The 12,059-nt window shown below is 69.3% G+C and carries 10 protein-coding genes, 2 tRNA genes and 1 riboswitch; all 12 genes read left to right on the top strand.

What is annotated here, in order from left to right:
• The first annotated feature begins 68 nt into the window (after window positions 1-68).
• Window positions 69-344, top strand: a complete 276-nt coding sequence (locus tag AB0C28_RS09790; protein ID WP_357845216.1) for a hypothetical protein — start codon at window positions 69-71, stop codon at window positions 342-344.
• A gap of 11 nt (window positions 345-355) precedes the next feature.
• Window positions 356-2,176 (top strand): glutamine--fructose-6-phosphate transaminase (isomerizing), encoded by a 1,821-nt coding sequence (gene glmS / locus AB0C28_RS09785; RefSeq protein WP_357845220.1) that lies wholly within the window; start codon window positions 356-358, stop codon window positions 2,174-2,176.
• 57 nt (window positions 2,177-2,233) lie between these two features.
• On the top strand, window positions 2,234-3,010 hold the full coding sequence (locus tag AB0C28_RS09780) for an SAM-dependent methyltransferase (protein WP_357845223.1): 777 nt from the start codon (window positions 2,234-2,236) through the stop codon (window positions 3,008-3,010).
• 97 nt (window positions 3,011-3,107) lie between these two features.
• Window positions 3,108-4,091, top strand: a complete 984-nt coding sequence (locus AB0C28_RS09775) for a tripartite tricarboxylate transporter substrate-binding protein (RefSeq protein ID WP_357845225.1) — start codon at window positions 3,108-3,110, stop codon at window positions 4,089-4,091.
• A 4-nt stretch (window positions 4,092-4,095) separates the two neighbouring features.
• Window positions 4,096-4,292: riboswitch (cobalamin riboswitch) on the top strand.
• A gap of 102 nt (window positions 4,293-4,394) precedes the next feature.
• Complete coding sequence (locus AB0C28_RS09770; RefSeq protein WP_357845228.1) at window positions 4,395-6,590, top strand: ribonucleoside-diphosphate reductase subunit alpha; 2,196 nt, start codon at window positions 4,395-4,397, stop codon at window positions 6,588-6,590.
• Window positions 6,591-6,602: 12 nt separating this feature from the next.
• Window positions 6,603-7,598, top strand: coding sequence for a ribonucleotide-diphosphate reductase subunit beta (locus tag AB0C28_RS09765; protein WP_357845231.1), 996 nt, complete (start codon window positions 6,603-6,605; stop codon window positions 7,596-7,598).
• 12 nt (window positions 7,599-7,610) lie between these two features.
• Window positions 7,611-8,702: a mechanosensitive ion channel domain-containing protein gene (locus AB0C28_RS09760; RefSeq protein ID WP_358073601.1), complete on the top strand. Its 1,092-nt coding sequence runs from the start codon at window positions 7,611-7,613 to the stop codon at window positions 8,700-8,702.
• 211 nt (window positions 8,703-8,913) lie between these two features.
• Window positions 8,914-8,989, top strand: a tRNA-Pro gene (locus AB0C28_RS09755).
• A gap of 116 nt (window positions 8,990-9,105) precedes the next feature.
• A tRNA-Leu gene (locus AB0C28_RS09750) sits at window positions 9,106-9,179 on the top strand.
• Window positions 9,180-9,440: 261 nt separating this feature from the next.
• Window positions 9,441-10,226, top strand: a complete 786-nt coding sequence (locus AB0C28_RS09745) for a DUF2637 domain-containing protein (protein ID WP_358073600.1) — start codon at window positions 9,441-9,443, stop codon at window positions 10,224-10,226.
• Window positions 10,227-10,541: 315 nt separating this feature from the next.
• Window positions 10,542-10,988 carry a CBS domain-containing protein gene (locus AB0C28_RS09740; RefSeq protein WP_357845237.1) on the top strand — a complete coding sequence of 149 codons (447 nt, stop codon included), beginning with the start codon at window positions 10,542-10,544 and terminating at the stop codon, window positions 10,986-10,988.
• Window positions 10,985-12,059: ArsB/NhaD family transporter (locus AB0C28_RS09735; protein ID WP_358073599.1), on the top strand; the 1,075-nt coding region annotated here is incomplete at its 3' end. The genes AB0C28_RS09740 and AB0C28_RS09735, both read left to right, overlap by 4 nt.

Here is a 12,059-nt window from a genome sequence, read left to right as displayed (position 1 = left end):
GTTAAATCCTGCCCGATTTCGGGCAGGATGTTGGCGTGTCTCACTCCAGAGCCGTAGTGTCCTCGTCTGTGTCCACGACACGGCATCCGTACGAAGATCTCATCACCCACCTCACGAGGACGAGCCCGCTCGGTCCGGGCGAGGCGGCCCGCGTGGTCGCCGACGTGCTGTCGTACTTCTCCGAGCCGGCCGAGGAGTTCGTCCGCCGCCGGCACGGGGAGCTGAAGGCCAGGGGATTCACCAACGACGAGATCTTCCCCAGGATCGCCGGCGAGTTAGACGCCCGCCGGGTCGCGGCGCCGGAGCTGTCGCTACGGCAGCTTCGCAGGATCGTTTACGGATAGAGGAGACCTCGATGTGCGGAATCGTGGCCTACGTCGGCCCCAAGGACGCCGCGCCCATCCTGCTGGAGGGGCTGCAGCGGCTCGAATACCGGGGCTACGACTCGGCGGGGGTCGTCGTGTCCAACAAGGGCCTCAAGGTGCGCAAGGTCAAGGGCCGGGTGGCCGATCTGGCCAAGGTCGTGCCGGCCAGGTTCAAGGGCGGCCTCGGCATCGGGCACACCCGCTGGGCCACGCACGGCGTGCCGAGTGACGTCAACGCCCACCCGCACCTGTCCGCGGACGAGCGCATCGCGGTCGTGCACAACGGCATCATCGAGAACGCCGGCGAGCTGCGCGCCAAGCTGGAGGCCGACGGCGTGGTGTTCGCCTCCGAGACCGACACCGAGGTGCTCGCGCACCTGATCGCGCACGCCGCCGACGAGAACGAGTCGCTGGAGGAGGCCGTACGGAAGACGCTCAAGAGCGTCGTCGGCACCTACGGCATCGCCGTGATCGACTCCGAGCGGCCCGGCGAGGTGGTGGTGGCCCGCAACGGCAGCCCGATCGTGCTCGGCATCGGCGAGAAGGAGATGTTCGCCGCCTCCGACGTGGCCGCGCTGGTCCGCTACACCCGTCAGGTCGTCCACCTGGAGGACGGCGAGCTGGCCGTGCTCAAGGCCGACGGCTTCCACACCTTCGCCAGCGACGCCCGCGAGACGGCCAAGGAGCCGCTGACCGTCGACTGGGACGCCGGCCACTACGACACCGGCGGCTACGAGCACTACCTGCTCAAGGAGATCTCCGAGCAGCCCGAGACGATCACCCGCACCATGAGCGGGCGGCTCGACGAGCGTTTCCACGTCGCCCACCTCGGCGGCCTCAACATGGACGCCCGCGAGACGCGGGGCTTCCGCCAGGTGAAGATCATCGGCTGCGGGTCGGCGTACTACTCGGGGCAGATCGGGGCGCAGCTCATCGAGGAGCTGGCCCGCATCCCGGCCGACGCCGAGCCGGCCAGCGAGTTCCGCTACCGCAACCCGGTCGTCGACCCCGACACGCTCTACGTCGCGATCAGCCAGTCGGGGGAGACGTACGACACGCTCGCCGCCGTCCAGGAGCTCAAGCGCAAGGGCGGCCGGGTGATCGGCATCGTCAACGCCGTGGGCAGCGCCATCGCCCGCGAGGTCGACGGCGGCATCTACCTGCACGCGGGCCCCGAGGTGTCGGTCGCCTCGACCAAGGCGTTCACCTCGACCTCGGTGGCGTTCGCGCTGCTGGCGTTGCACCTCGGCCGGGTGCGCGACCTGTCGCCCGCCGACGGGCGGCGCATCGTGGACGGGCTGCGCCGGCTGCCCGGCCAGATCGAGCAGATCCTCGCCCAGAGCGAGGAGATCGCGGAGCTGGCCAAGAAGTACGCCCAGCACCCGAGCATGATGTTCGTCGGCCGCGTGCGCGGCTACCCGGTGGCCCGCGAGGGCGCGCAGAAGCTCAAGGAGATCTCGTACGTGCACGCCGAGGCCTATCCGGCCAGCGAGCTCAAGCACGGCCCGCTCGCCCTGATCGGCCCCGACATGCCGACGGTCGCGATCGTGCCCGACGACGAGCTGCTCGACAAGAACCTCACCACGCTCGGCGAGATCCGCGCCCGCGGCGGCCGGGTGCTCATGGTCGGCCACCGCGCGCCCGACGCCAAACTGGCCGACGACGTCATCGTCATCCCGAAGAACGAGATCGAGCTCGATCCCATCCTGCTGACGATCCCGCTGCAGCTCCTCGCCTATTACGCCGCCGTGGCGCTCGGCCGCGATGTGGACAAGCCTCGCAATCTCGCCAAGAGCGTTACGGTCGAGTAAGAGGCTAATTCGGGCCAAACTATCGTTATCTCGCTGCGGACGGCATAAATTCAAACTGTGCGGCAGTTCGACCAACACCGGCCCCATCCCGCACGCATGTACGACTACATGCTCGGCGGGAAGGACAACTACGCGGTCGACCGCCAGGCCATCGATCACCTGGCGGAGCTGATCCCGGAGGCGGTCCCGCTGGCCCGGGCGAACCGGGCCTTCCTCCAGCGTGCCGTGCGTTATGTGGCCCGCGCCGGGGTCACCCAGTTCATCGACCTCGGCAGCGGGCTGCCGACCCAGGGCAGCGCGCACGAGGTGGCCCCCGAGGCCAAAGTCGTCTACGTCGACCGCGATCCCGTCGTCGCCGCCCACGCCACGGTCCTGCTCCGGCGCTCGCCGGGCAGGGCCTGTTTCGTCCAGGCCGACCTGCTCGATCCCGAGGAGGTGCTGGCGAAGGCGGGTGAGTTCCTCGACCTCGACCGGCCGGTGGCCGTGCTGATGGTGTCGATCCTGCACTTCCTGCCGGACGAGCGGGACCCGCAGCGTGCGGTGGCCGTCCTGCGCGAACGGATGGCGCCGGGCAGCCATCTGGTGATCTCGCACGCGACGACGCTCGGCCGCATCGAGGACGAGGAGCGGGCCAGGAGCGTCCAGCGGGGATCGTCCTCGCGCAACGGGGCCGACCGCACACCGGCGCAGATCCGGGCGTTCTTCGGCGATTTCCCGCTGGAGCCGCCGGGGCTCGTGCAGGCCACCGACTGGCGTCCCGACCGGCCCAAGCTGGTGGGTGACTGGTCGCTGCCGTCGTCCCTCATGGCGGGAGTCGGAAAGAAAGTCAGATAAGCCTAAAAATCATGAAAAAGCGGCAAAAATAGTGATTTTGTGTGTTGACCGGGACCCCGGTGTATAGCCACTTGTAATGGGTTAATAACCTAGAGTAATGGGGGATTTGGGCAGCACGATCATGCGCCGCCGGGGCTTCATCGCCTGGGGCCTCGGCCTGGCGGCCTGCGCCGCCGGGTGCGGTGTCGAGCGCGCAGGTGAGCGCCTGGCCGCACCGCGTACCGGATTCTCGATCAACTCCGACCGGCGGCGCTGGGCCCGCGTCGGTCAGGCGTTCGCCGGAGCCGCCCGAGCGGCCGGGTTCGAGGCCGGCACCGGCCTGGGCGCCGGCTCGATGATCACCGTGACCGGCCTGCCCGCGCTCACCGCGGCCGAGTTGAACAACGGCCAGAGCCTGCTCGACACCGGCACCCCGCTGGCCAGGCTGAGCGGCGAGGCCGAGGTGGTGGTCGTGCCCGACGGCTCGCCGCTGCGCGACTTCGACGACTTCTGCGCCCGGCTGCTCGCCGGCCCCGGCCGGACCCTGCTGACCGGCGGGCCGCAGGGCGAGCCCGACCACCTGCTCTTCGGCCTGATCGCCAAGGCGCTCGGCGCCGACACCAGGCAGGTCGACTACACCGGCTATCCCAGCAGCGGCGAGGCCGTCGCCGCGCTGATGGCGGGCCGGGCCACCGCCGCCGCCGGCCCCCTGTCCAACTGGCGCACCGGCATCGGCCGCGGCCGGGTCAGGGCGCTCGCGGTGTCCTCGGCCCGGCGCGTGCCCGACCTCGACGCGCCGACGCTGCTCGAATGCGGCGTACGGGTGGACTTCGCCGACTGGGTGGCCGCGTTCGGGCCCGAGGACATGCCCGCGGAGCGGCGCGAGGCGGCCGTGCGCATGTGTGACGAGGTGCTGGGGTCGAGGGCGTGGGAGGCCGCCTGCCGGACGGCGGGCTGGCTGACGATCCCGCTGGCGGGCGACGACTTCGCGCTCTGGCTCGGCACGGAGATCGCCCGCACCCGGGCGACGCTGCGCGATCTCGGTTTGATCGACGCCACCAAAGCCACAACATGCTGGGGTAGTTGCGGGAACGGCCACTAGATGTAGGATCCTGGTCGTCGCTGGTTCGCCTCACCCGAGGCGGAGCAAAAGGGAACCCGGTGCGATTCCGGGGCTGCCCCGCAGCGGTGAGCGGGAACGACCGCCGTCATACGCACTGGAGAGATCCGGGAAGCGACGGCCAGTAGGAGCCATCGAGCACGCCCGCAAGCCCGAAGACCTGCCAGCGGTGTGAAGTGTTCAGGGCCTCGAGGGCGGGCCGGAGCGCGCCGCGGCGGGGGAGACCTCTGGCCGTCGTGCTCTCGCGTGCCCTCACGGGGATGAGCTCGCGAGGAGAGAGAGCACGTGACTCAGATCGTTGAGGTTGACCGCCGCCTGGCCATCGAGGAGGCCGCCGCCAGGGTGATCGCCGACCCGGCCAACTCCCGGGTCGCCGCCCGGCTGCTGGCCGAGGAGATCGCCGACGAGGCGGCCGGGCAGGGGGTGCGCACGTTCTCCGAGTCCGTCGCCGCCACCCACGCGGCCGGGCTTGTCCAGGACGGGCTGGCCGAGTTCGTCGCCGCGCACGCCGCCGAGCTCGACGCGCTGGTGCCGGACGACGCGGACGACCGCTTCGAGTACTTCGGGCTGCGCACGGTCTACGACCGTTACCTGCTGCGCCACCCCGAGAGCCGGGCGGTGCTGGAGCGGCCCCAGCACTTCCTGCTCCGCGTGGCCTGCGGGCTGTCGGAGAGCGTCGCCGAGGCGGCCGAGCTGTACGGGCTGATGTCCACGCTGTCGTACCTGCCCAGCTCGCCCACCCTGTTCAACTCCGGCGCGCGCCGCCCGCAGCTTTCGTCCTGCTTCCTGCTCGACTCGCCGCGCGACGAGCTCGAAGCCATCTACGACAGGTACGGGCAGGTGGCCAGGCTGTCCAAGTACGCGGGCGGCATCGGCATCTCGTGGACCCGGGTGCGCTCGCGCGGCTCCCTCATCAGGGGCACGAACGGCCACTCCAACGGCATCGTCCCCTGGCTGCGCACGCTCGACTCCTCGGTGGCGGCGGTCAACCAGGGTGGGCGGCGCAAGGGCGCGGCCTGCGTCTACCTGGAGACCTGGCACGCCGACATCGAGGAGTTCCTCGAACTGCGCGACAACACCGGCGAGGACGCCCGCCGCACCCACAACCTCAACCTGGCCAACTGGGTGCCCGACGAGTTCATGCGGCGGGTCGAGGCTGACGAGATGTGGTCGCTGTTCGACCCGAAGGAGGTGCCCGAGCTCACCGACCTGTACGGGGCGGAGTTCGAGGCGAAATATCGCGCTTATGAGGCCGCCGGGCGATATGTCAGGCAAATTTCGGCGCGTACCCTCTACGGCCGCATGATGCGGACCCTCGCCCAGACCGGCAACGGCTGGATGACGTTCAAGGACGCCGCCAACCGCACCTCCAACCAGACCGCCCGCCCCGAGAACGTCATCCACCTGTCGAACCTGTGCACCGAGATCCTGGAGGTCACCAGCGACGCCGAGACGGCCGTCTGCAACCTCGGCTCGGTCAACCTGGCAGCCCACCTGGCCGGCGGCGGCGTGGATGGCGACATGGACTGGGAGCGGTTGCGCGGCACCGTAAGGACCGCCGTGCGCTTCCTCGACCGCACCATCGACCTCGGCTTCTACCCGACGCCTGAGGCCGGGGCGGCCAACCGGCGGTGGCGGCCGATCGGGCTCGGCGTGATGGGGCTGGCCGACGTGTTCTTCACGCTGCGGCTGCCGTTCGACTCGCCGCGGGCGCTGGAGCTGTCCACCAGGATCGCCGAGGAGATCGCGCTGGCCGCGTACGACACCTCGGCCGACCTCGCGGCAGAACGCGGCCGGCACCCGTCGTACGCCGACACGCGCGCCGCCGCCGGTGTGCTGCACCCAGACCACTACGCGGCGGCCGGCTCGGCGCGCTGGGAGGCGCTGCGCGAGAAGATCGCGCGCACCGGCCTGCGGAACTCGCTCATGATCGCCATCGCCCCCACCGCCACGATCGCCTCCATCGCCGGCTGCTACGAGTGCATCGAGCCGCAGGTCTCCAACGTGTTCAAGCGCGAGACCCTGTCGGGTGAGTTCCTCCAGGTCAACCGGTATCTGGTGGCCGATCTCCAGGCGCGCGGGCTGTGGACGCAGCAGCTCCGCGACGACCTCAAGCGGGCCGACGGCTCGGTGCAGACCGTGCCCGGCATCCCCGAGGACCTCAAGGTGCTCTACCGCACCGCCTGGGAGCTGCCGCAGAAGGCGCTGATCGACCTGGCCGCCGCGCGCCAGCCGTACATCGACCAGTCGCAGTCGCTCAACCTGTTCATGGCCAGCCCCACCATCGGCAAGCTCTCCTCGATGTACGCCTACGCCTGGAAGAGCGGCCTGAAGACCACGTACTACCTGCGCTCCCGCCCCGCCACCCGCATCGCCCAGACCACGGTGACGGCCCAGCCCACCCGCTCCTCCGCGCTCGCGGCGGCCGAGGCGGTCGCGTGCTCGCTGGAGAACCCGGAAACCTGCGAAGCCTGCCAGTAAGGAGCCCCTCTCATGCTGCTCGACCCCGGCATGGACCTCACCCTGCGTCCCATGCGCTACCCCGACTTCTACGAGCGCTTCCGCGCGGCCATCCGCAACACCTGGACCGTCGAGGAGGTCGACCTGCACAACGACCTCGCCGACCTGGCCAAGATGACGCCGCAGGAACGCCACCTGATCAACCGGCTGGTCGCCTTCTTCGCCACCGGCGACTCGATCGTGGCCAACAACCTCGTGCTCAACCTCTACCAGCACGTCAACGCCCCCGAAGCGCGCCTCTACCTGAGCAGGCAGCTCTACGAGGAGGCCGTGCACGTGCAGTTCTACCTGACCCTGCTCGACACCTATCTGCCCGACCCGGACGAGCGGGTCAAGGCGTTCGCCGCCATCGAGCACATTCCCTCGATCCGCGACAAGGCCGAGTTCTGCTTCCGGTGGATCGACTCCATCGACGGCCTGCGCCGCTTGGAGAGCGCCGCGGAACGCCGCCAGTTCCTGCTGAACCTCATCTGCTTCGCCGCCTGCATCGAGGGCCTGTTCTTCTACGGCGCGTTCGCCTACGTCTACTGGTTCCGCTCCCGTGGCCTGCTCGGAGGTCTGGCCACGGGGACGAACTGGGTCTTCCGCGACGAGTCCATGCACATGGAGTTCGCGTTCAGCGTCGTGGACACCGTGCGCGCCGAGGAGCCTTCGCTGTTCGACGACGAGCTGGGCAAGCAGGTCACGCTCATGCTGGAGGAGGCCGTCGCCGCCGAACTCGCCTTCGCGGCGGACCTCTGCGGCGACGGCATGCCCGGCATGGGTGTCGAGCAGATGCGCCAGTACCTCGAATACGTCGCCGACCAGCGGCTGACCCGGCTGGGCCTGCCCCGGCGCTACGACTCGGCCAACCCCTTCGCGTTCATGGAGTTGCAGGACGTGCAGGAGCTGGCCAACTTCTTCGAACGGCGTGTCTCTGCTTACCAAGTGGCGGTTGAGGGCAATGTGAGCTTTGACGAGACGTTCTAAGACATAGGGGGCATGAACGTGCAGTCTCCGGCGGACTGGCCGATCCTCCTCATCGCGGTGATCGGATCGATCCTCCTGGTGGAGGTGCTCCGGCGGCTGCTGAACCGCGCAGGGCGCAAATGGGCCCTGGCCCGCCACCTCGTGGAGCACTGCACGTGGCCCGCCTTCCTGATGGCCGCCGCGGTGGCCGCCAACGCGGCGTTCGGGCAGGGGATGTTCGGCGACGCCCCGGCCGAGCGGGCCCTGGCCGGCACGGTGGAGCGGGTGCTCGGCCTGGTCACGATCGCGGCGGTCACCTGGCTGATCGTGCAGGCCACGTACGCGCTGACCGACGTCGTCCTCGACCGGCTGGTGCTGGTCGAAGGCGAGCGCAACCGGCGGGCGCGGCGGATCATGACCCAGATCGCGCTGGTCCGCCGCATCGCCGCCGCGGTCATCATCGTGGTCGCGGTCGGCGCGATGCTCTTCTCCTTCCCACAGGTCCGCGCGCTCGGCGCCGGCCTGCTCGCCTCCGCCGGCATCGCGGGCGCCGTCGTCGGCATCGCCGCCCAGCCGACCATCGGCAACGTGCTGGCCGGCCTGCAACTCGCCTTCAGCGACGCGCTCCGCCTCGACGACGTCGTGGTGGTCGAGAAGGAGTGGGGGCGGATCGAGGAGCTCACGCTCACGTACGTGGTGCTGCGTCTCTGGGACGAACGGCGGCTCGTGCTGCCGGTGTCGTACTTCACCCAGAACCCGTTCGAGAACTGGACCCGCCACGGCAGCCGCGTCCTGGCCGTGGTCTACCTGCGGGTGGACTGGGCCGTCCCCGTCCCGAAACTCCGCGACGCCCTGTACGAGTTCCTCCAGGGAAACCCGCTGTGGGACCAGAAGGACTGGACGCTCCAGGTCACCGACGTGCTGCCGAACGGGCTCGTGGAGTTGCGCGCCCTGATGAGCGCCGCCGACTCGCCGTCCTCATGGGACCTCAAATGCGATGTACGCGAATTCTTGGTCAACTTCGTCCGGGAGAATTACCCGGACGCCCTGCCCCGATTCCGCGTCGACTTCCCCGAGACCCAGGTGAGCGCGGGCTGGCACCGGGAGCAGAAGGACAATAAATAGGTGGCACGCCGCCCGATCATCCGTTTACCGTGGACAACGTCCGCCGGCGAGAAAGAAGGGAGAGCCCGAAGTGACCGACCTGAACGTCCTGATCAGCTACCGGCTGCTCGCGCCCTCCCCAGGTGCGCCGAGGCTTTCCGGATAACCCTCCGACGGGTTCACCGGAAAGCCGTCTCGGACGAAAGTCCGGGGCGGCTGATTGTTTTTCATTCCGAGTGTGGGGCAGTTTGGTCAGCCCGCCTGCCTTGGGAGCAGGAGAATCGCAGGTTCGAATCCTGCCGCTCGGACGACGGCCCTGAAAGGAAAGGGCCGCGGGCTACGGCCTGGCCGACGGGAATGGCGCCCCTCGGCCGGACCAGGCCCTCGCCCCGGGCCGGCCCACGCCAGCCAAGCCCGGGGTCCAGCCGCTCTGGCCCAACTGGCAGAGGCGCCGTCTTCAGGAGGCGGAGGTTCAGGGTTCGAATCCCTGGAGCGGCACCGAGAAGACCCTGAACTTTTGCGTGCCCCCTGCGAGGGGTCCAGAAGAAGGGGACACGTCGACATGCCCTCTGAACAAGGCTTTCCTGCCGTTGCAGAGCGCAGCCGGAGCGACAGGCGAAGATCGAGGCCGTGCGGCGGCTTCCACGACATCAGGCGAAGTCGGGATCGTCGGGTGGTGGGGATGACGTTGGCGGATGCTTCGGTCGAGCAAGGGACGTTGACGAAGCTCAGCGCGACTCTGGCGAGTCACCGGCGGCAATGGCCGCTATGCGGCCTGGGGGAGCGGAGTCGTCGGATCGGTGGATTCGGTGGACGACCACGGCGGCGGTTCTCGTGCTGGCCGGGATTGCTGCGGTGGTGTCGTTCCGGCATATGCGTGGGCTGGCCGTTGCCCATGGCGAGGACGAGCTGGCTGCTGCGCTCATTCCGTCGGCGGTGGATGGCACGATCGTGGCGGCGTCGATGGTGCTGTTGCGAGCCAGCCGGCAAGGCGATCGGGGTGGCGTTCTGCCGTGGGTGTTGTTGATTGTCAGCAGTCTGGCGAGCGTCGGGGCCAACGTGGCGGTCGCCGAGCCGACGGTCATCGCTCGGTTGATCGCCGGCTGGCCGAGCTTGGCGCTGGTCGGCGCGTACGAGATGCTCATGTGTCAGATCCGCCAATCTCCCAAGAGGTCGACGCACTTCCATGGCCAGACAGCGTGCGATCAGGACGAAGATGCGCCGTTGGAGCGCTTATGCGCTCGGCGCTTGGGCCCTCCGCGTGGCCCTGCGCGTTGGAACTGGCGTCCTGTGGCTGAGGCAAGCACCAGCACATTCCAGTTCCCCGCGCTCGGCCGGTGCATGGGACCGGGGAATGTGACCAGCGGATATCGCTTGACGTGGGTGGTGGAGGTGGGCGTCGATACCGACCGCCCCGGCCAACCGGCGGCCGTGAACGTGCCGATGCGGTCGTCAACGGCCTGTGAGGACGACGACAGCCGCTACCCGGCCGGGGCAGGTCCGGGACTCCGTGCAGACCAGAGCGCTCAGCGGGAACGGTCATAGCGCCCGTCATGACCGTTGCCAGAGCGGATGTGACCTCTAACCGGACGATTTCTGCTCGTCCACGCGCCTGGGCCGGCGCCCAGTGGCCAAGGTGACGGCGTACAGCTTCCCGTGCCGAGCGAGGTAAAGGCAAAAGCCGTCTACCTGTACCGACCTCTGCGCGCCAAGAAGTATGCCGAGCCCGATTTTGGGGATGCGTGGCGAACAGGGAGCTCCGGCCTCGCCGACCTTGACACATCTTGATACGGTCCCTACAGGTGCGCCGGGAAGTCTGGTCGGCAGGTCCTTGTCCCGTTGCCCGAAGGATGTGCCCCGATGCGCGCTCGTGACCTGCTAGCCGACTTTCCCGTGGTCGGGCTCGACTCTCCGGTGATCGACGCGGCCAGGATGCTGGCCGACCAGGACCTGCCCGGCATCATCGTGGTCGGCGACGACGGCGCGCCGTTCACCATCCTGCCCGGCACCGAGGTGCTGCGCCTGGCCGTGCCCACCTACTGCCAGGACGACCCGGCGCTGGCGCGGGTGGTGGACGAGGCGCACGCCGACCGCTTCCTGGACGGCCTCGCCGGCCGGACCGTGCGCGAGGCCCTGCCGCGGCAGCGGCGCGAGCTGCCGGTCACCGACCCTGACGCTACGGTGCTGGAGCTGGCCGCGCTGATGGCCCGCACCCGCAGCCCGCTGGTCGCCATCCTCGGCGACGGCCGCCGGTTGATAGGGGCGGTGACGCTGCAGGCGCTGCTGGATCGGATGCTCGCGGCATGAGCGTGCTGTCCTGGGTCAGCGTGGCGGTCTTCCTGGCCGCCTACACGTTGATCGCCACCGAAAAGGTCCACCGGGTCGCCGCAGCCCTGGGCGGCGCGGGGATCATGCTGGCCATTCACGCCACCGGCGCCGAGGCGGCGTTCTTCTCCGAGCACTCCGGCATCGACTGGAACGTCATCTTCCTGCTGCTCGGTATGATGATCATCGTCGGGGTGCTGAAACAGACCGGCGTTTTCGAATATCTGGCCATCTGGGCGGCCAAGCGTGCCCGCGGGCGGCCGTTCCGGCTGATGGTGCTGCTGGTGCTGATCACCGCCGTGGCGTCGGCGCTGCTGGACAACGTGACGACGGTGCTGCTGATCGCGCCGGTGACGTTCCTGGTGTGTGAGCGGCTGGCCGTCTCGGCGGTGCCGTTCCTGATCGCCGAGGCGATGGCGTCCAACATCGGCGGCGCCGCCACGCTGGTCGGTGACCCGCCGAACATCATCATCGCCAGCCGCGGCGGCCTGAGCTTCAACGACTTCCTCATCCACATGGCACCGATGGTGATCCTGCTGATGGCGGTGTTCGTCGGCCTGTGCCGGCTGATGTTCGGCCGCTCGTTCCGCTACGACCCGGAACGCGCCGCATCGATCATGGCGCTGGACGAGCGGGAGGCGATCGCGGACCGGCGGCTGCTGTGGCAGAGCCTGGCGGTGCTGGCGCTGGTGATGGCGGCGTTCGTCCTGCATCCCGTGCTGCACTACGAGCCGAGCGTGGTCGCGCTGCTCGGCGCGGGCGTGCTGGTGGCGGCGACCAGGGTGACCACCTCCGAGGCCATCGCCGAGGTGGAGTGGCCCACGCTGGTGTTCTTCGCCGGGCTGTTCGTCATGGTCGGCGCGCTGGTCGAGACCGGCGTCATCGGCCAGCTGTCCCAGGCCGCCGTCGCGGCCACCGACGGGCGGCTGGAGCTGACCACGATGGGGCTGCTGGGCGCCTCGGCCGTGCTGTCGGCCATCGTGGACAACATCCCCTACGTGGCCACGATGAGCCCGATCGTCGAGCAACTCGTGCAGGCCGCCGGCGGTGACG

This window comes from Nonomuraea sp. NPDC048892 (genome assembly GCF_040649735.1).
In the GTDB taxonomy this organism is placed as follows: Bacteria; Actinomycetota; Actinomycetes; order Streptosporangiales; family Streptosporangiaceae; genus Nonomuraea; species Nonomuraea maheshkhaliensis.
Note: the sequence above shows the minus strand (reverse complement) of the source record. Positions and strands in the feature narration are given on the sequence as shown.